The 20112-nt window shown below is 40.4% G+C and carries 16 protein-coding genes; 14 read left to right on the forward strand and 2 right to left on the reverse strand.

All coding sequences use genetic code 11. The features are described 5' to 3' along the window. Positions 1-89: 89 nt before the first annotated feature. The 7 genes from gyrA (at position 90) to G608_RS0107145 (ending at position 9241) form a co-directional block, all read left to right on the forward strand. Positions 90-2621: a DNA gyrase subunit A gene (gene gyrA, locus G608_RS20290; protein WP_051208994.1), complete on the forward strand. Its 2532-nt coding sequence runs from the start codon at positions 90-92 to the stop codon at positions 2619-2621. Then, positions 2621-4069: a GGDEF domain-containing protein gene (locus G608_RS0107120; protein ID WP_026495453.1), complete on the forward strand. Its 1449-nt coding sequence runs from the start codon at positions 2621-2623 to the stop codon at positions 4067-4069. Before gyrA ends, G608_RS0107120 begins: the two co-directional genes overlap by 1 nt. A gap of 160 nt (positions 4070-4229) precedes the next feature. After that, complete coding sequence (locus G608_RS0107125; RefSeq protein ID WP_026495454.1) at positions 4230-4436, forward strand: hypothetical protein; 207 nt, start codon at positions 4230-4232, stop codon at positions 4434-4436. 27 nt (positions 4437-4463) lie between these two features. Beyond that, positions 4464-5738 (forward strand): chloride channel protein, encoded by a 1275-nt coding sequence (locus G608_RS0107130; RefSeq protein ID WP_026495455.1) that lies wholly within the window; start codon positions 4464-4466, stop codon positions 5736-5738. Positions 5739-5755: 17 nt separating this feature from the next. Then, on the forward strand, positions 5756-6517 hold the full coding sequence (locus tag G608_RS0107135) for an exodeoxyribonuclease III (protein ID WP_026495456.1): 762 nt from the start codon (positions 5756-5758) through the stop codon (positions 6515-6517). Positions 6518-6536: 19 nt separating this feature from the next. Further along, positions 6537-8081 carry an MBOAT family O-acyltransferase gene (locus G608_RS0107140; protein WP_026495457.1) on the forward strand — a complete coding sequence of 515 codons (1545 nt, stop codon included), beginning with the start codon at positions 6537-6539 and terminating at the stop codon, positions 8079-8081. Between the two features lie 68 nt (positions 8082-8149). Continuing rightward, positions 8150-9241: a hypothetical protein gene (locus G608_RS0107145; protein WP_035794943.1), complete on the forward strand. Its 1092-nt coding sequence runs from the start codon at positions 8150-8152 to the stop codon at positions 9239-9241. 85 nt (positions 9242-9326) lie between these two features. On the opposite strand, the gene G608_RS0107150 is transcribed toward G608_RS0107145, so the two are convergent. Beyond that, positions 9327-10184 carry a MurR/RpiR family transcriptional regulator gene (locus G608_RS0107150; protein WP_026495459.1) on the reverse strand — a complete coding sequence of 286 codons (858 nt, stop codon included), beginning with the start codon at positions 10182-10184 and terminating at the stop codon, positions 9327-9329. 219 nt (positions 10185-10403) lie between these two features. Between G608_RS0107150 and G608_RS0107155 the strand changes: the two genes are divergently transcribed. Together G608_RS0107155 and G608_RS0107160 are read left to right on the forward strand one after the other, a co-directional pair. Beyond that, positions 10404-10943, forward strand: coding sequence for an NADH peroxidase (locus tag G608_RS0107155; protein WP_026495460.1), 540 nt, complete (start codon positions 10404-10406; stop codon positions 10941-10943). A gap of 151 nt (positions 10944-11094) precedes the next feature. Continuing rightward, positions 11095-12885 carry an HD domain-containing protein gene (locus G608_RS0107160; RefSeq protein ID WP_207637688.1) on the forward strand — a complete coding sequence of 597 codons (1791 nt, stop codon included), beginning with the start codon at positions 11095-11097 and terminating at the stop codon, positions 12883-12885. 30 nt (positions 12886-12915) lie between these two features. Here the strand turns inward: G608_RS0107160 and G608_RS0107165 are convergent, their stop codons facing one another. Beyond that, the gene (locus G608_RS0107165; RefSeq protein WP_026495462.1) at positions 12916-13776 is read right to left on the reverse strand and encodes a helix-turn-helix domain-containing protein; all 861 of its coding nucleotides are present in this window, start codon (positions 13774-13776) and stop codon (positions 12916-12918) included. 169 nt (positions 13777-13945) lie between these two features. Here G608_RS0107165 and arfA point away from each other — a divergent pair, with 169 nt between their 5' ends. The 5 genes from arfA to G608_RS0107190 all read left to right on the forward strand — a co-directional run bounded on the left by arfA (position 13946) and on the right by G608_RS0107190 (position 20095). Further along, entirely contained in the window at positions 13946-15454 is a 1509-nt protein-coding gene (gene arfA, locus G608_RS0107170) for an arabinosylfuranosidase ArfA (protein ID WP_026495463.1), read from the forward strand. A 108-nt stretch (positions 15455-15562) separates the two neighbouring features. Next, positions 15563-17035: a hypothetical protein gene (locus G608_RS0107175; RefSeq protein ID WP_196810156.1), complete on the forward strand. Its 1473-nt coding sequence runs from the start codon at positions 15563-15565 to the stop codon at positions 17033-17035. Between the two features lie 94 nt (positions 17036-17129). Further along, positions 17130-17654, forward strand: a complete 525-nt coding sequence (locus tag G608_RS20295; RefSeq protein WP_035794944.1) for an S-ribosylhomocysteine lyase — start codon at positions 17130-17132, stop codon at positions 17652-17654. Positions 17655-17722: 68 nt separating this feature from the next. Next, entirely contained in the window at positions 17723-18427 is a 705-nt protein-coding gene (locus tag G608_RS0107185) for a 5'-methylthioadenosine/adenosylhomocysteine nucleosidase (RefSeq protein WP_035794945.1), read from the forward strand. 87 nt (positions 18428-18514) lie between these two features. Beyond that, complete coding sequence (locus G608_RS0107190; protein WP_026495466.1) at positions 18515-20095, forward strand: glucose-6-phosphate isomerase; 1581 nt, start codon at positions 18515-18517, stop codon at positions 20093-20095. Positions 20096-20112 lie beyond the last annotated feature (17 nt).

Here is a 20112-nt window from a genome sequence, read left to right on the forward strand (position 1 = left end):
ACAATAATCAGAATGGCGAGGAGTTAGCTGATGATGCATTTGATCAGGTAACTACTGACAGAATTAAGGAAGTTGACCTTCAGAAAACAATGGAGTCTGACTATATAGACTATGCCATGAGTGTAATTGCATCCCGTGCTCTTCCTGATGTCAGAGACGGACTTAAGCCTGTTCAGAGAAGAATTCTCTATTCCATGATAGAGTTGAACAACGGACCTGATAAGCCACATCGTAAGTGTGCCCGTATCGTAGGTGATACAATGGGTAAATTCCACCCCCACGGTGACAGCTCAATTTACGGATCATTGGTAAATATGGCTCAGCCCTGGTCAATGAGATATTGTCTTGTTGACGGACATGGTAACTTTGGATCTGTGGATGGTGACGGCGCAGCTGCCATGCGATACACAGAGGCAAGACTTACCAAAATCTCAATGGAAATGACTGCAGATATCAACAAGGATACCGTTGATTTTGCTCCTAACTTTGATGAGACTGAAAAAGAGCCGGTTGTTCTTCCTGCAAGATTTCCTAATCTTCTTGTAAATGGAACAACAGGAATCGCTGTCGGAATGGCTACAAACATTCCTCCTCACAACTTAAGAGAGGTTATTGCTGCTGTTGTTAAGATGATTGACAACAAGGTAAATGAGGACAGAGAGACAGAAATAGAGGAACTTCTTCCCATCGTAAAAGCTCCTGATTTTCCTACAGGTGGTATCATCCTTGGCACAAGAGGTGCAGAGGAAGCCTACAGAACAGGTAGAGGTAAGGTTGTAGTCCGCGCTGTAACGGATATTGAGACAATGCCCAACGGTAAGAGCAGAATCATTGTCACAGAGCTTCCTTACATGGTAAACAAGGCAAATCTTATTACCAAGATTGCTGAATATGTAAAGCTTAAAAAGCTTGATGGTATCACAGCTCTTAGAGACGAATCAGACCGCGAAGGTATGAGAATCGTTATTGAGCTTAGACATGATGTAAATGCAAATGTAATGCTGAACCGCCTGTATAAGCATACTCAGCTTCAGGATTCATTTGGAATAATAATGCTCTCTCTTGTAAATAACGAGCCCAGAGTTCTTGGACTTGTAGATATGCTTCACCACTACATCGTTCATCAGGAGGATGTAGTTACAAGAAGAACACAATACGACCTTAATAAGGCTGAAGAGAGAAATCACATTGTTGAAGGCTTGCTGATAGCTCTCGACAATATTGATGAAGTAATAAAGATAATCCGCGGAAGTGCAACTGTTCAGATAGCAAAAGAACAGTTGATGGAAAGATTTGGATTATCTGATGTACAGGCTCAGGCTATCGTAGACATGCGTCTTCGTACTCTCACAGGTTTGGAGAGAGATAAGCTCGAGCAGGAGCATGCTGAATTATTAAAGAAGATCGAAGAATTAAAGCTGATTCTTTCCGACAAGAAGGTTCTTCTTGGTGTAATAAGAAATGAAATCTCCGAGATAGCTGATAAGTACGGTGATGATCGTAAGACTCAGATCGGACATGATGATTCAGAGATTGATATCGAGGATATGATTCCTAATGTAAACACAGTCATCGCTATGACAAATGTTGGATACATTAAGAGAATGTCTATCGATAATTTCAGAGCTCAGAACAGAGGCGGTAAAGGAATAAAGGGAATATCCACAATCGAGAATGATTATGTGGAAGACCTTCTTATGACCACAACCCATAACTACATAATGTTCTTTACAAATAAGGGAAGGGCTTACAGATTAAAGGCATATCAGATTCCCGAGGCATCAAGAACATCAAGGGGAACAGCAGTTGTAAATCTTCTGCAGCTCTCTCCCGAAGAAAAGATCACTGCTACTATTCCAATTAAGGAATATACTGATGAAAAGAATCTTTTCATGGTAACCAGAAAGGGAACTGTTAAGAAAACTCCTATAATGGAATTTGCCAACGTCAGAAAGAATGGTCTTACTGCAATAAACCTTGATGATGATGATGAGCTCATCGAGGTAAAGACCACAAAGGCTGATTCAGAGATATTCCTTGTAACAAAGAACGGAATGTGTATCCGATTCAAGGAAACTGATGTAAGACCTACCGGCAGATCATCAATGGGTGTTCGCGGTATTATGCTGGGCGATCAGGACGAAGTAATCGGAATGCAGCTCAATACCCAGGGAGATTCACTCCTTATAGTTTCTGAAAAAGGTTATGGCAAGAGAACCGAGCTTCAGGAATTCCACATTCAGAACCGTGGCGGTAAGGGTGTAAAATGTTATAAGATAACAGAGAAGACCGGAAATGTAATCGGTGTAAAGGCTGTTAACGGTGAGCATGAAATAATGATGATAACTGACAGCGGTATCATTATTCAGCTCAGAATGGAAGAAATAACCGTTCACGGAAGAGTAACATCGGGCGTTAAAATGATAAACCTTGATAAGGGTGTATCAGTAGTAGCTATTGCAAAAGTCAGAGAAAAGATTTCAAACGGTGATGAAGAATTTGAGGACATAGAGGACGCTATGGAAGAAATTCCTGAGGAGACGGTATCCGAAAATGATTCAGATGATTTTGATGAAACTGATGACTCTGACGACACAGAAGTTACGGGTGAAGACGAATAATGAGAATAGGCTTACTTATTTCCGAGTTTAATGACAAAAAAGAATGTGATATTTGTCTTGGTGCTGACAGAGCGGCAAAGGACCTTGGTGCTGAGCTGATCATCTTCCCGGGAAAGTATATTATCACTGATAAGACTTTCGATAAGGAAGACCCATATCTTTATCAGCACCAGGCTGTCTATGACTACAGCATAGACGCAGACTTTGATGGATTTATCGTTGATATCGATAAGATTGGGCATAAGTCTGCCATCTTGAAGAAGGAAGCTTTTCTTAAGCAGTTTGGAAAAAAGCCCCTTATGACTATCACCGAAACCGAAGGTTTTGATTCTGTTGTTGCAAAAAAAGATACAAGTGATGTTGAACTTGGATATCTGGCAATAGAGCAGATCATAGGAAAAGTAACCGGAAATCATGTAAAAGCTGTAAGAAGTGAAATAGAAGATTTCACAGAAGAAAATTACAGAGAGACGATAAAAAAGATCTCTTCCGTATCCGATATTATTATCAATAATAAGTGTAATGATGATTTTGATATCGGTGCGCTGAAATTCATAAATGCCGGAGTCAATAATTACGAAGTATATATACTTGAAGAACCTGTTGAGTATTCACTTAAAAAGGGCTGGAAGGTTCCGAAGCTCTGTAAGAAGTTATTTTCTATACATGATGGTAAACCTGATACTACAATAAATTCCAAGGATATGAAAATATCCGAGGTTTTCAATGAAACAGGTATCAGCGGAACCAAGGTTATAAGAAATTTCTTTTACGAAAGAGATCAGCTTGGATTCTTTATTATTGATTTTACAGATGATTTTAGAGTTGGATATTATGATGATATCCTTACAAATTGTTTAGTTGCCGGAAGCAGAAACGGATATCTTGAGAATCGTCTGAAAAATGCTGAAAGAGAGCTTGCCGAATGTCAGGAAGAAATCGCAAGAGACGGATCTGTACTTGATCATATCGGAGATATAGATTATCTTACAAGTCTTCCCAACAGACGAGGATTCTTTGCTAAGGCCTATGATCTTCTTAAAGAGCATTTCAGAGAAGGAACCTATGCGGTTGTAGCATACATCGACATGGATTCGCTTAAAAATATCAATGCCATTCACGGACATGACGAAGGTGATCATGCAGTTATCAGAGTATCCCAGATACTTCAGGAAGTATTTGGTGAAAAGAGCGTCTGCGGAAGAATTCGCGGCGATGAGTTTGCAGTACTGCAGGTTACTGAAGAAGAGGATAAAGCAGAGATACTCAGAATTGAGATGGCAAGACAGAACAATAAGCTTCTCATGGATAATACCAAATACCTCAATCACCTCATTTATTCCATCTGTGAATTTGACTATGAGGAAAGCCTTTCTCTTAGAGAAATGCTTAAGGAAACAGACGATAATCTCAAGAATATGAGAAGAATGGAAACTTTTAATAAATAATTATCAAAATGGCTATGTGAAACCGTAGCCATTTTTGTATATATTAAGACTAAGCTCACAAATGCCGATATATAGAGTAGAGATATAATGCGAAAAATAAAAAACATTGTAAAAAAGCGCATTATCAAGTATCATTTGATTAACAAATGAGGTAAATACAATGGGAACAGATACAAGCGGACTTAGTCCTGAACAGCAGGCATTATTTGCCAGCATAATGGGTAACTCGTCTCAGCAGGGTGCGGGTAGTTTTACTATGCCCGGAGCATCTTCTGCTACACCTGCTCCTACTGCTTCAGCAAACAGTAACAGACAGCTCAGTCAGGCAGAGATTGATGCACTTATAGCTTCGATGGGAAATAACTGATAAAAGCTGATATGTATAGAGGATCAAATGAGCGAGACAAATAATTCTGAAAATATAGAGTCACATTACAAGCACCAGATGAGGAGACTCATGTCCACTATAAAGTGGCTGGTACTTGGAATATTGATTGGTGTTTTGGTAGGGGCAGTGGGAGCTGCCTTTTTCCATGGGATAAAATTTGCTACTGAGTTTAGAAAAGCTCACAGCTTCGTGATTTTTCTGTTGCCGGTAGCAGGTCTTTTGATTGTACTGCTTTATAGACTCTCAAAGGATTTTGAGGATACCGGTACAAACCTTGTTATTACGACAATATCTGCCGGAGATCATCTTCCAATCAGGAAAATTCCACTTATTTTTGTAGCAACAATATTGACCCACCTTTGCGGAGGAAGTGCAGGACGAGAAAGTGCTGCTCTTCAGCTTGGCGGAAGTATGGGCCATAATTTTGGAAAGCTGATTCATCTTGACGATGACGACTGCAAGATAATTACTATGTGCGGAATGAGTGCAGCCTTTGCCGCGCTCTTTGGAACACCTATGGCAGCTGCATTTCTTGCCATGGAGATTGAGAGTATCGGTGTTATGTACTATGCTGCTCTCATACCCTGCGTTCTTTCTGCTCTGGTATCAAGCAGCGTTGCTATGTATTTCGGAACAGTTCCGGATGTATTTACAGTTAACATCGTTCCGGAGTTTACAGCATTTAGCGCTGTCAGATATGCGGTACTTGCAGTTTTATGTGCAACCATAAGTATTCTCTTTTGCATAGTGATGAAAAAAAGCGGCGAGCTTTACAAAAAGTTCTTCAAAAATCCCTATGTAAGGATATTTGTAGGTGGCTGTCTTGTAGTAATACTTACGCTTATTGTAGGAAACAACTACTACAACGGCACCGGTATGGATGTAATAGAGCTTGCAATAGAGGGAAAAGCTCCTTACGCTGCTTTCGCACTTAAAATGCTATTTACTGCCGTGACTATGGGAGCCGGCTATAAAGGTGGTGAAATAGTTCCTGCCCTCTATATAGGTGCAACCTTTGGTTGTCTCTATTCACAGATTTTTGGATTTAACTCGGCACTTTGTGCTGCTATAGGAATGGGAGCACTTTTCTGCGGAATAACCAACTGCCCTATCTCATCTCTTCTTTTGTGCTTTGAGATGTTTGGATATAACGGAATGCCATATTATCTTCTGGCGATTGCGCTTAGCTACACCTTTTCAGGATACTATGGTGTTTACAGTTCCCAGAAAATCATGTATTCCAAGTTTCACAATAAATACATTAACCAGAAAACCAGATAAATACGGAGTGATAATTTATGTCTAAAAAACTTGTATCATGGAACGTAAACGGACTTAGAGCATGTGTTTCAAAGGGTGAATTTCAGAAATTCATGGATGAAGAACAGCCTGATGTAATAGGTCTTCAGGAAACCAAGCTTCAGGAGGGACAGATAGAAGTTGAGCTTCCGGGCTATCATCAATATTGGAATTATGCAGAAAAAAAGGGGTATTCGGGTACTGCGCTTTTTACAAAGGAAGAGCCTATTAATGTAACCTACGGTCTCGGAATTGATGAGCACGACCATGAAGGCAGAGTTATCACAGCGGAATATCCGGACTACTATTTCATCACAGTCTATGTTCCAAATGCAAAGGAAGACCTTTCCAGACTTGAGTACAGATGCAGATGGGAGGATGACTTCCTTGCCTATGTTAAAAAGCTCGAGGAAAATAAGCCTGTTATTTTCTGTGGTGACCTGAACGTTGCCCATAAGGAAATTGATCTTAAGAATCCAAAGACAAACAGAGGACATGCGGGATTTACCGATGAAGAAAGAGAAAAATTCAATAATGTAGTTTCTTCTGACCTTGTTGATACATTCAGATTTTTTTATCCTGAGCTTGATGGAGCTTACTCATGGTGGAGCTATCGCTTTCAGGCAAGAGCAAAAAATGCAGGCTGGCGTATAGACTACTTTGTAACATCAAAGGCACTTACGGACAGACTTGAGGATGCAGTGATCTATAAGGATCAGATGGGTTCGGACCATTGTCCCGTGGGACTTATTATAAAATAAAGGCATTTAGATTTAGACCATGTCATTTAATTCATTTTCATTTATTCTAGTATTCCTGCCGATGGTACTGATCCTCAGGCACGGATTAAATAAACTAAAAATATGGAAGCTTGCAGACCTTTCACTTATTGCAGCTTCCTTAATTTTGTATGGGCTTTTTTCAGTTGATTTTGTATTGATACTTCTGCTTAGCGCTTTCATTACCTACTTCCTTGGAAATCTAATAATAAAAGCGGACGGAAGCCTCAAAAAGGGGATAACAATAGCGGCGGTAATCCTTAATTTACTGCCCCTTGCATATTTTAAATACACAAACTTCTTTCTTGAAAATGTATATGCGCTTGTAGGAAAACAGTACACAAGCCTTTCCCTTGTACTTCCGATTGGAATAAGCTTTTACACCTTTTCTCAGATTGCGTACATAATAGATACCTACCGCGAGAACACGCCGGGACATCCTGCCTTTAATGAAAAGGAAAGGCTTGGACGGGTATCTGTTACAGAATATCTTTTGTATATCACATATTTTCCTAAGATAATCCAGGGACCAATAGCTCTTCCATACGAGATGATAAGTCAGTTCAGGGATGATAAAAAAAGAACCTTGGATGCAGAAAAATTCAGAAGGGGCTTGATTCTTTTTGTAATCGGTCTCTCAAAGAAGATGCTTCTTGGGGATAATCTTGCAAAAATCGCAGACTACGGCTTTAAGTACACCTATTACATGGATACAATAACAGGAATCCTTGTACTTATCTCCTACGCCTTCCAGCTTTACTTTGATTTTTCCGGTTACAGCGATATGGCAGAGGGAATAAGTCTCATGATAGGCTTTGAGCTTCCCCAGAACTTTAATTCACCCTATAAAGCAAGGAGTGTCAGAAATCTCTGGCAGAGATGGCACATGACGCTTACAAGGTTCTTTGTAAGATACGTATATATACCTCTTGGTGGCTCAAGAAAAGGAAAAATGCGTACAGCGCTTAATGTACTTATAATCTTTTTACTGAGCGGACTTTGGCATGGCGCCGGTTGGACCTATCTATGCTGGGGCCTTGTTATGGGAATTGTTGTGGTCTTCGATGATCTTGGAATTATGGCTACAAAGGAAGACCTTAAAAAACACTATCTCCTAAGGGAAAAGCCTATGCTTGTGATTCCCGAAAAGCTTGGACAGATACTTACCTTCTGCGTATTTTTAATATCCCTTGTATTTTTCAGATCCCAGGATATGACCTATGCTATGCAGATGTTTAAGCAGTTCTTCATCTTCACCTGGCCGGGATTTATGTATAAGACTTCAGCAATGCTTGATATTTCCGAGAACTATCTGCTGCTTACTGCTGCAGGCCTGTACGCAAAGGAATTTAAAAACTATATTTACCTGGCAAGCTGGATCATCCTTGTCGCAATATCATTTTTTGTAAATTCAAGGAAAAACTCGAGAGAAATAGCTTACGGCGAAATACCGAATAAAGGCTTTACCGCACTTTTGATAATCCTTTTTGCATGGTCATTTATATCACTTTCACAGGTAAGCACATTTATTTATTTTCAGTTCTAGGCATCAGAAACAGGCGTAATTACCAAAGAATTTGATGCCTATAAGAAGAAAATGTTTGGAGAATATTTTTGAAAGATACTAAAAGCAATTCTAAATTCATAAAGCGGTTTGCCATTGGAGCCGTATCATTGCTGGTACTCATAGCTCTTGTGGTTGTGGTATTCGATCCATTTTTCCATTACCATAAGCCCTGGCTTGGACTTAAGGCAGTACTTAATGACAAGGAATATCAGTGTATAGGCACTCTTCGCCATTTTGATTACGATGCTCTGATAGTGGGATCCTCAGTTGTTGAAAATAATGACAACAGCTGGTTTGATGAAGCCTATAACTGCAAATCAATCAAGGCAGTAAGGTCATACGGTGCCACGGCAGATCTTTGCTATCTCATAGATGAAGCCTACAAATCGGATAATGAGATAACAAAGATATTTTATAACATAGATCCTTCTTCGCTTATCGCAGATACGGAGCCTACCTATGAATCCACAGGCTGTCCCATGTACCTGTATGACAACAATCCATTTAATGATATTCAGTATCTTTTCAATAAGGGAGTTATCCTTGAAAAAATCCCTTACATGATAGTGAATTCATATATTGCGGATTACAATGAAAATCTTTCCTATAACTGGGCTAAGTGGAAAAGCTTTGATTCGGGAAGTATTCTTGGATTGTATTTCAGGCAAAAGGAAATAAAGCCTATGCTGGATGAGAAGGTGTATGAGGAGCAGCTTAGAGGTAACATAAAACTTCTTACAAACGAGCTTAAGAAGCATTCAGATACGCAGTTTTATTTCTACTTTCCCTCCTACTCGATGCTTTGGTGGGATGGTATTTACAGAACAGGAGAAAGAGATGCCTTCATCTATGCGGAAAAGGAAATGATAAATGCTCTTCTTCAGTATGAAAATGCAGAGGTGTACTTTTTCCAGAAGGATGAAGAGGTAATCACAGATCTCGAAAACTATCTCGATACCATTCATTTTTCGCCTGAGATAAATAAGAGAATGCTTGATAAAATGGCTGGAGGTCAGGACAGACTAACTAAAGAAAACTACGAGGAAAAGCTTGATGAAATGAAGGCTTTCTCAGATAAAATAGTTGATGAGCTGGTAGTTCCATACGAGGAACAGGAAAGATTCAACTACGAAGAATAAAAGTAGTCACAACAATGCCCCTTTGGAAACAATCCAAAGGGGCTTTTTTACTAATTGCTATTAAAAAACTTACTTCAGTAATTTATCAGTAATTTACCATATCATGGAATAGATCATAGGAATCCTGCAGATGCTGACGGATATTCTTAAAGTCCTTATTGGCAACAGCCGTATAAAGAGTGTCCACAAGGAAAAGCTGAGCAAATCTTGAGCTTGTAACACCGCTCTTTTTATCTATTTCAGGGGATGTGGTGAACATTACATGATCGCAGCCCTGTGCAAGAGGACTGTTTCCAAGCTTTGTTATTGCGATAGTCGTCGCACCCTTGTTTTTGGCAATCTTTAGAATCTGCATTATCTCCTCTGTTTTCCCGGAATCACAGAGAAAAATCGCTACATCACCGCTTTTAAGCTGCGCTGCGTTCATAAGGCTGTTATGGTGATCCTCATTAAAGGTGACATTGTAGGATAATCTCTGGAATTTGGTATAGAGATCATAGGCTGCAAGTCCGCTGCTACCTACTCCAAAGATTCTGATCATGTCTGCGGAAACAATGGAATCTACAGCGCCTTCAAAGGACTTAGTATCAAAGAGTCTGTAGGTTGTCTGAATTGCCTGGGTGCTTGTGGCACATATATTATCGGCAATTGCCTGCATGGAGGTATACTGATCGATATCCTTAAACTCGATCTTTGGTCCTTCCTTTTCGGCATTATTTGCATTTGTAAAAAGCTCATGCTTTAAGCCTTTAAGTCCGGTATACCCAAGAGATTTTGAAAAACGACTCCAGGTAGCCTGCGTGGTTCCAGAATCATCTGCAAGCTCTGCCACTGTCTTATTAAAAATGCTGGCATCATTTTTCAAGCAGTAGTCAGCTGCCTTTCTTTCTTCTCTGGTAAGATTTGTATAAACACTTTTAATTCTTTCTTCAAGGATACTCATATTTATCTCCTTAATCCCCTATGGTTACAGTATATCGCAAAAACACAAAGAATATTATTAAATTACAATAAGAAACAACGCATATTTATTAAAATTCTATAAACGATATTATGTATATGATTTATTTGATATACTAATTATTAGGCAATTATAGGTTTTTTACTTGTAACATTTAACTTTACGGATTAATTGTCCGCAGTCAGAAAGGAGATTATAGTTATGAAATGGGTTTGCTCGGTTTGTGGTTACGTTCATGAGGGAGATACTCCTCCGGCAGAATGCCCCGTATGTCATGCACCTGCAGAGAAGTTCACAAAGCAGGAAGGCGATATGGTATGGGCTGCAGAACATGTTGTTGGTGTAGCTAAGGGAGCACCGGACGATATTATTCAGGATCTTAGAGCTATGTTTAACGGCGAGTGCTCAGAGGTTGGTATGTACCTTGCAATGAGCCGTCAGGCTATAAGAGAAGGATATCCTGAAGTTGGCGAATTCTATGCAAAGGCTGCTTGGGAAGAGGCAGAGCATGCTGCTAAGTTTGCAGAACTCCTTGGAGAAGTTCTTACAGATTCAACAAAGAAGAATCTTCAGATGAGAGTTGATGCTGAGCACGGTGCTACAGAAGGAAGAGTAGATCTTGCAAAGCGTGCAAAGGCTCTTGACCTTGATGCTATCCATGACACAGTTCATGAAATTGCTCGTGACGAGGCAAGACACGGCAAGGGATTCAAGGGACTCCTTGACAGATATTTCAGCTAAAAGACAGTTTCACAAAACTAAGAAAACAGAGAACCAATGGAGCAATCTGTTGGTTCTCTTTAAATAAAAATCTCTGATAAGCATATTTCGGATCAATATGGAAAGTAAAGCATTAAAGATATTTACCGATAAATATATATCCAATCGCCGGTTGTGCTGGGAAATGGACCAGCAGGTGATGTCAGACCTTTCATTTGCTAAATGGAAGGATACACTTATTGCGCGCTCAGAGATAATGAGAAAAATCTATCTGGAAAACGAAAAGTTCCTTGCTGATCTAAAAAAGGAACTTGAATCTGAAATTTCTCCTGAATTTTACGAACAACTTTTTAATACTGTTAAACTTCTTTATGACGGTGGTTACGATGATCTTTTCATAATGCGCACAATTGTGAATAGGATATTGCCTTATTTTGAGGAGAAAAAGGATTATCCCAAAATCCTATTCCTGAGAAAGGTAATAGCCTACGAACATTATGAGTTTTACGGAAGACTATCCCATGAAGAGGGTATGGATAAAGCCCTTGAGCTATATGAAAAGACTATAGAGTTAAAGGAATACTACGCAGAGCTTACCGACAGAGCAGACAGAAGAGCTATATTTGTATGCTACAGTAATCTTGTGGCCATACTGGCAAATGAAAAAGAAGATACATCCGAAAAGATTTTTAAATATATTGATGAAGGACTTAGATTCTGGCAAACCGATGTAGTTCAAAGAATTGACGGAAATGATACCGAATTCAATGAGCGCATGGATAGGCTGGAGACAGAGATTCTCTATGCAATAGATGCATCCAAGATGAAGGATGAAGAGCTAAGGGATGAGTATATAGGTCTTGTTCACAGACTAAAAAAGAAAATTGATAATGACGGACTCCCCGATACTGACGGAGGGCTCTTCAGAGCAGAAATTAAATGCAGACTACTTGAAAATGAAAGTGAGGAGGCACTTATAGAAGAGCTTATAGCTCATATAGACGGCCTTGGAGAGCTTGATTATGATGACGGAGATGTGGCGCTTGAAAAGCTTCTTGATTATCATAACAGCGGCTGCGAGATTTTTGACATCATAGAAAAATCCGAAAACAGACAGAAGCTTGAAGATAAATTTATTCCGAGATTTGTAAGTAAGATTACGGACATTCATGCCCATATTCCGTTTGGATTCTGGACAGGCGTTGTGGATGATGCCTGCGCGGAGTGGTTTTCCAATGCTGCTCCCTATGACAAGAATCCGGCAAGAAAAGCAGAGATGCTCCTTAAGCTTGTTATAAGCAGACAACCGATAACCTATATCCACAGTCTCATGGTGGGAGAAATAGCAGCACGTATCACCATTTCACTGATTAAGAGCAATCCTTCATTTTTCATAGGAATTCTTGATATGAAAGATGAAAATCAGGTAAAGAGCAGCCAGGAAGAGCTTTGTGATTATGCTACAAAGGCAGCACTTCTTCATGATTGCGGGAAATGTGAGATAGTTGAGGTTGTAAACAGACAGCACAGACATCTTTACAAGGAAGAATATAGTGTTATTCAATTGCATCCCGACAAGGGCTATGAGATGCTGCAGCACGATCCGGCATTTGATAAATATTTTGATATTATCAGAGGGCATCATAAAAGCTATGATGGAAAAAGCGGATATCCGGCGAATTTTAATAATGTCAAATCCAAGCTAAAGCCCATGATAGATCTGATAACAATAGCAGACTGCATCGATGCCGCAACAGATATTCTCGGAAGAAATTATGTTAAGAGCAAGGATTTTAACACTATCTATAATGAGCTGATTGCAGGTAGCGGAACTATGTATAATCCTGAAATAGTAGAGCTGATAGGCAGTGATAAATCGCTCTATCAGGATCTTTTGTATCTGACAGGTGAGGGCAGATTTGAGGTCTACTACAGAGCCTACAGAGAAATCATTCTAAGATAGCAGGTATTTTGAAGAGCTTCAGAATGCCTGTTATCTTTTTGTTATACGTCTGTATTCGCCGGGGGTCATGCCGCATTCTCTTTTAAAATACCTGTTGAAGTGATAAATATTTGTAAAGCCGCTCTGCTCTGCCACCTCTGCTATATGCAGCTCCTGGTTTGTAAGAAGGTGTTTTGCTTTGTCAATTCTGGCCGCCAGGAGATCATCCTTGGGAGAGGTATAGAAAAAGGTCCTGTAGTAATGATAGAACTGACTTCGTCCAAGGTTGGTCAGAGCGCACATTTTATCAATAGTCCATTCATCGCTGCAATTATTAAGCATCTCTACTCGAAAGGCCGTGAGCATGGAATAATTAACCGCTTGTTCATTAACGCCTGTGGGGAGGGAAAGGCTTCTCTCAGCAGTGATGATCAATTCTCTTATCAAAAGATCAATCATTCTCTCTCTTCTGATTTGCTTTGACAGATATTCGAATTGAAGCTTTCTTAAAATCTCTATTATCTGCTCATCATCCGCCGGTCTGAAAATAGTGTTCAGAGGAATCTGTACACCCTGAATCTCTGAGGGTTCGCAGGTAAAATGAGCAAAGGAGTTTATGAATCTCTTTTGTGCCTGGTAGTACTGCAGACTTCCGGGAGAATATAAAATACAGTCGCCGGGACGGCCCGTGACTCTTAAGAGCTTAATACCATCTCTGTAAACGGGCTTTGTATCTATTTCTCTGTCATCATCCTGATCATAGACGGACATATCCACACTTTCATAGGGAAAATAGAAATCCATTTTAGAAGCAAGATGGAGAAAAAGATAATCTCCTCTCCCTTCCGGTCTGTAAATGGTATCCCTGTCAGGATTATGAAAATTGTAGCCGCAGTAGTCTGTTCTAAACATGATAAATCCCCTTTTATAGAATCATCTCATAATAATCAATATGGAATATACCGGACAAAAAGTCAATAATTTCGGAATAAAAGCTATTTAAATGACAGATATCATCTGTGATAATAACAATATCTTAAAACAAAACATCAATTCTTAGTTTTATTTTGGAGGTTACAAAATGGCAAAGAAATTACAGAAAGCACAGATCTGTATCGACAGAGATTTTGAAATCAGCCAGATCGATAACAGAATCTACGGCTCATTCCTTGAGCACCTTGGAAGAGCAGTTTATGAAGGAATTTATCAGCCCGGCAATAAGAATGCAGATAAGAACGGATATCGTAAGGATGTTCTTGAGCTTATAAAGGAAATTCAGGTTCCCATCGTAAGATATCCCGGCGGAAACTTTGTATCAGGCTTTAACTGGGAGGACAGCGTAGGCCCTAAGAAGGATCGTCCCCGCAGAATCGAGCTTGCATGGAACGTTATCGAGACTAACCAGTTTGGTCTTAACGAGTTCATGGATTGGTGTAACAAGGCAAATACAAAGCCCATGATGGCAGTAAACCTTGGAACAAGAGATATTGACGCTGCTAAGAACATCGTAGAATACTGCAACATCAAGAGCGGTACCTACTACAGTGATCTTCGTATCAAGCACGGCGTAAAGGATCCTCATGACATCAAGCTCTGGTGCCTTGGTAACGAGATGGATGGTCCCTGGCAGCTCGGTCACATGACAGCTGCTGAGTACGGTATGAAGGCAGGAAGAGCAGGCCACATCATGAAGCTTGTTGATCCTTCCATCGAGACAGTTGTTTGCGGATCATCTTCACTTTACATGGATACCTTTGGTGAGTGGGAGAGACAGGTACTTGAGTGCAGCTATGATTCAGCTGATTACCTTTCACTTCACTCCTACTATGGCAACGCCGAGGATGATACACCTAACTTCCTTGCAAGCAGCGTAGCTATGGATAAGTTCATTTCACAGGTTATCTCAATCTGCGATTATGTTAAGGCAGTTAAGCGCTCAAATAAGACAATCAACCTTTCCTTCGACGAGTGGAACGTTTGGTATCACTCCAACGAGCAGGACAAGAAGCTTGAGAAGTGGGTTGAGCACCCGCATCAGCTTGAGGATGTATACAACTTCGAGGATGCTCTCCTTGTTGGTTCTATGCTCATCACACTTCTTCGTCACGCTGACAGAGTTAAGATTGCATGTCTTGCACAGCTTGTAAATGTTATTGCTCCTATCATGACAAGCGACACAGGCGCATGGAGACAGACCATCTTCTATCCTTACATGCATGCAAGTGTATACGGAAGAGGCACTGTTCTCAACACAGTTGTTAAATCTCCTTCCTATGAGAGTAAGCATGGCGATGCTCCCTACATCGACAGCGTTGTTACAGCAGATGATGAGAACGAGACAGTTACCATCTTTGCTGTTAACAAGAACCTTAAGGAAGACTTCGAGCTTACCTGTGACCTTAGACAGTATGCCGGTTATAAGGTTGTTGAGCACATCGTTCTTACAAATGATGACCTCAAGGCAGTTAACACAGAGAAGAAGCCTAACACTGTTGCTCCTGTAAACTCAAATGCAAGCAAGGTTGAGAAGGGTGTTCTTTCATCAGTTCTTCCTGCAAAGAGCTGGAATGTAATCAGACTTGCAAAATAAAAATCTCTAAATAACTCTCTTTTTTAAAATTCCTCGTATGGTAAAATGAACCATATGAGGAATTTTTTTATTAAAAAATCAAAATACATATTTTTTCTGATATCTGCGATGGCATTTCTAATGTTGGCTTCAAGGTCATCCTTTTTGTATGTGTTCAATAACTGGGATGATGCCAACAGCTATCTGTCTGTAGGAAAAGCGCTTTTTAACGGTAAAATGCCATACCGCGACGTCTTTGATCAAAAGGGTATGTACCTATACTTTTTCTATGGTCTTGCATATCTTGTATCCCACACTACCTTTGCAGGAGTTTATATTCTTGAAGCAATCCTTGCCTTTTTTGATATCCTTGGATTTTATAAGATATTAAGACTCTACACGGGAGAAAAGACATCTCTTATATTTGCTCCGCTAACCTTCGCGGTTACGGTTGTTTCAAAAAGCTTTTGGTGGGGCGGCGCAGCTGAGGAGATATGCCTTCCCTTCTACGTGTGGGGATTATATCTGATAGTCAGATATTTCAGGGAAGACTATCAGGAAAAGACCATGTCCATGAAGCAGATATTCTTTGGAGGAATCCTTGCAGGAATAATTGCCAATATAAAGTTCACAGGACTTGGCTTTTTCTTTGCATGGATGATGATGGTGTGGTTTTCCTTTATCTTTAGAAAAGAATTTGCAGATAGCATCAAGGCCTGCTTTGTTTTCCTCTTTGGAATGTTTGTAACCTTTATTCCCTGGATAATCTACTTTGGTATTCAGGGCGGACTTTATGAGTGGTACTGGGGATATGTTTATATCAACGTATTCCTCTATCCAAAGACAGAAGGCGGCAGCATATTCAGCCTTATCTATTCACTGGCAAAGATACTGTATTTCCTGATTCTGGATAATTATCATTACTTCATATTGGTGATTGTCGGAATTGTTTATTCTGTGCTCTCAAAGACAGAAGGGTTCCTTGGAAGACTGGTAGTACCGGTGCTTTTTGGCTTTTTATTCCTTGGAATATTCATTGGCGGAAGAACTCTTCCCTACTACTCTCTTCCCCTGTCTGTTTTTGCGGTGTTTGGCTTTGCACTTTTGGGAGCCGCACTTGAGCTTTTATTTGTAAAAAAGACGGACTCCGATATAGGAAAAAAAGGATATGGTATTCTCATGTTCCTCGGATGCTGCGCAGCGGTATTATTATCAATGCTTTTCATCTACAATACCTCCATGAACATATCCTATATGAAGGATACGGACGAAAGCTTTTTCCTGTTTAGATTCAGGGACGAGGTTCTTGAAAAAGAAAACCCCACCCTTTTAAATGTGGGCTGTCTCGACGCAGGACTTTATACTCTTACTGGTGTTGTTCCAAGCTGCAGATGGTTTCAGACCCAGACTCTTGATGTACCGGAGCCTGAAAATAACCCTTACCATGAGCAGGACAGGTATGTAAGGGAAGGCCTTGTTGATTTTGTTATAGCAAGGGATTCATATCCTGAGTGTATCTATGATAATTATGAGCTGATAGACAGTGAGGATTACAGCTTTAGCGGCATAGACTTTAAGTATTATCTTTTTAGGAAGAAATAATGCATAGATATACTATAGGTGATAGAATGAGAATAGTGCATAACCATGCATTTGATAAACTGATGATTATTATTTATTCAAAAAGGAGATAAAAATGGATTTAATACCCAGTTTTTCTGTAGATCACAATCTGATCGTACCCGGAATATATGAAAGCAGAGTTGATGAAGTAGGCGGAGAAAAGGTAACTACCTACGATATCAGAGTTACAACACCCAACAAGGAGCCTGCTGTTGACGTAGCTGCCATGCATACACTTGAGCATATTATTGCTACATATCTTAGAAATGATCCTGACTGGAAGGATGAAGTCATCTACTGGGGTCCCATGGGCTGCCTTACAGGCTTCTATCTCATTCTTAAGGGAAACCGTGCAACTAAGGATATTCACGGTCTTCTTCTGAATGCTTTCAGATCTGTTAAGGATTCTGAGACTGTTCCCGGATCGAATCCTGAGAACTGTGGCAACTGCCTCATGCATAATCTTCCCATGGCAAAGTGGTATGCAGCTAAGTTTGCAGACTATCTTGAAGCAAATGCAGATAATGAGAAAATCTTTGTATATCCCAGGACAGAGAGACTCGTTACTGACGACGGAAGACAGTTCTTTGATTCATAATATAAAAGTAAATTGTGCTTATTATGAGCTGACAGGTACAGAATAAATCTGAAAAGTGAGGGATAAAAATGAGTTACAAAATTGGAATCATCGGGGCTATGGAGATTGAGGTTGAGAGTTTAAAGAGCCAGATGAATGTTACCTATAAACTTGAAAAGGCTTCAATGAGCTTTTTTGAAGGCACTATAGGAGATACGGAAGTCGTTGTAGTAAAAAGCGGAATCTGCAAAGTAAATGCTGCTCTTTGTGTTCAGATTCTGGTTGATGAGTTCCATGTAACACATGTGATAAATACAGGCGCTGCCGGATCTCTTGATGCCAGAATTGATATAGGCGATTTTGTGGTATCAACTGATGCTGTTTATCATGACGTTAATGCCACAGTATTTGGATATAAAAAGGGTGAGATTCCCCAGACCGGAAGGCTGGAATTCCCTGCAGATAAGTGGATGATTGATGAAATCAAGATTGCAGCCGCAAGAGCAGGTATCGATGGCAAACTCTGGGAAGGCAGAGTCTGCTCCGGAGATCAGTTCATTTCCGACAGCGATGTAAAGGATGAGATAAAAAAGGAGTTTGGCGGACTCTGCACAGAGATGGAAGGAGCAGGGATTGCTCATGCATGCTTCCTGAATAAGGTTCCTTTTGTGATCCTTCGTGCGATCTCAGATAAAGCTGATGGTAGTGATATCATGGACTATCCCGAATTTGAGAAAAAGGCAGCAGCTGACTGCGCAGCACTTACAAAATGTTTTATTGAGGGGCTTAAGTGATACGATTTTTCATAAAATATTGCTATGAAAAATAATGAATGATAAAATTTTCTTACAATAGGCAAATAATAGGAGGATTATGTAACAATGATCAATTGGAGTAATCTTGATACACTTGAGTCATATAAAGAGCTTAAGGATGTTAAGAAGATAGACCTTGTGGCAGCAATGTCAGGAGAGAATGGAGCAGAGAGAGTTAAAAAGTACTCTGTGAAGATGGCTGATTCTCTTTCATACAATTTTGCCGCAAAAGAGGTTGATGATGATATCCTCGCAGCTCTTGATAAGCTTGCAAAGGAAGCTCAGCTTGCAGAGAAGTTCGAGGCTCTCTACAACGGCGAAGTAATAAACACAGGTGAGAAGAGAATGGTTCTTCATCACTTAACAAGAGGTCAGCTTGGCGAGAACGTTATGGCTGACGGCGTAAATAAGCGCGAGTTCTATGAAAAGGAACAGAAGAGAATCGCAGATTTTGCTGAGAAGGTTCATTCAGGCGAGATCGCAAACGAGAAGGGCGAGAAGTTTACTACTGTTGTACAGATCGGTATCGGCGGATCAGACCTTGGTCCCAGAGCTATGTACCTTGCTCTTGAAAACTGGGCACACAAAACAGGCAACTTCAAGATGGAAGCAAAGTTCATCAGTAACGTAGATCCTGATGATGCTTCAGCAGTACTTAATTCTATCGATGTTGCTCATTCAATATTCATCCTGGTTTCAAAATCAGGAACAACTCTTGAGACACTGACAAACCAGTCATTTGTAATGGATGCTCTTAAGAAGGCAGGTCTTGATGCATCAAAGCACATGATTGCTGTTACTTCAGAGACATCTCCTCTTGCAAAGAGTGATGATTTCATCGAAGCATTTTACATGGATGATTTCATCGGCGGACGCTACTCTTCTACTTCAGGTGTTGGCGGCGCTGTTCTTTCTCTTGCATTTGGTCCTTCCGTATTCGCTCAGTTCCTTCAGGGTGCTGCCGAGGAAGACAAGCTTTCTGCAGAAAAAGATATGATGAAGAATCCGGCTATGCTGGATGCAATGATTGGATTCTATGAGAGAAACGTACTTGGATATCCTGCAACAGCAGTACTTCCTTACTCACAGGGACTTAGCCGCTTCCCGGCTCATCTCCAGCAGCTTGATATGGAGTCAAACGGAAAGAGCGTAAACCGCTTCGGCGAGCCCATCGATTATGTAACAGGTCCCGTAATCTTCGGTGAACCCGGTACAAACGGACAGCACTCATTCTATCAGCTTCTGCATCAGGGAACAGATATCATTCCCATGCAGTTCATCGGATTTAAGAACAGCCAGCTGAAGAATGATGTAGATATTGAGAACAGCACAAGCCAGCAGAAGCTCTGCGCTAATGTTGCAGCACAGATCGTTGCTTTCGCCTGCGGTAAAAAGGATGAGAATCTCAACAAGAACTTCAAGGGCGGACGTCCTTCAAGTATCATCGTTGGTGAAGAGCTCAATCCTGTAACACTTGGTGCTCTCCTTGCACACTTTGAGAACAAGGTAATGTTCCAGGGCTTTGTATGGAATGTTAACAGCTTCGATCAGGAAGGTGTTCAGCTTGGTAAGGTTCTTGCAAAGAGAGTTCTTGCTCACGATACTGAAGGTGCGCTTACAGCTTACAGCGAACTTTTAAACATCTAATTTAAAGCAGCTCATCC

This window comes from Butyrivibrio sp. WCD3002 (assembly GCF_000424265.1).
GTDB lineage: Bacteria > Bacillota > Clostridia > Lachnospirales > Lachnospiraceae > Butyrivibrio.

What these genes read in the sequence shown, in the direction of transcription:
- G608_RS0107130 (WP_026495455.1), top strand. Translation starts at nt 4,464, where the DNA reads ATGAGCGAGACAAATAATTCTGAAAATATAGAGTCACATTACAAGCAC.
- G608_RS0107175 (WP_196810156.1), top strand. Translation starts at nt 15,563, where the DNA reads ATGGCATTTCTAATGTTGGCTTCAAGGTCATCCTTTTTGTATGTGTTC.
- arfA (WP_026495463.1), top strand. Translation starts at nt 13,946, where the DNA reads ATGGCAAAGAAATTACAGAAAGCACAGATCTGTATCGACAGAGATTTT.
- G608_RS0107155 (WP_026495460.1), top strand. Translation starts at nt 10,404, where the DNA reads ATGAAATGGGTTTGCTCGGTTTGTGGTTACGTTCATGAGGGAGATACT.
- G608_RS0107150 (WP_026495459.1), bottom strand. Translation starts at nt 10,184, where the DNA reads ATGAGTATCCTTGAAGAAAGAATTAAAAGTGTTTATACAAATCTTACC.
- G608_RS0107185 (WP_035794945.1), top strand. Translation starts at nt 17,723, where the DNA reads ATGAGTTACAAAATTGGAATCATCGGGGCTATGGAGATTGAGGTTGAG.
- G608_RS0107120 (WP_026495453.1), top strand. Translation starts at nt 2,621, where the DNA reads ATGAGAATAGGCTTACTTATTTCCGAGTTTAATGACAAAAAAGAATGT.
- G608_RS0107140 (WP_026495457.1), top strand. Translation starts at nt 6,537, where the DNA reads ATGTCATTTAATTCATTTTCATTTATTCTAGTATTCCTGCCGATGGTA.
- G608_RS0107190 (WP_026495466.1), top strand. Translation starts at nt 18,515, where the DNA reads ATGATCAATTGGAGTAATCTTGATACACTTGAGTCATATAAAGAGCTT.
- G608_RS0107125 (WP_026495454.1), top strand. Translation starts at nt 4,230, where the DNA reads ATGGGAACAGATACAAGCGGACTTAGTCCTGAACAGCAGGCATTATTT.
- G608_RS20295 (WP_035794944.1), top strand. Translation starts at nt 17,130, where the DNA reads ATGGATTTAATACCCAGTTTTTCTGTAGATCACAATCTGATCGTACCC.
- G608_RS0107135 (WP_026495456.1), top strand. Translation starts at nt 5,756, where the DNA reads ATGTCTAAAAAACTTGTATCATGGAACGTAAACGGACTTAGAGCATGT.
- gyrA (WP_051208994.1), top strand. Translation starts at nt 90, where the DNA reads ATGGAGTCTGACTATATAGACTATGCCATGAGTGTAATTGCATCCCGT.
- G608_RS0107165 (WP_026495462.1), bottom strand. Translation starts at nt 13,776, where the DNA reads ATGTTTAGAACAGACTACTGCGGCTACAATTTTCATAATCCTGACAGG.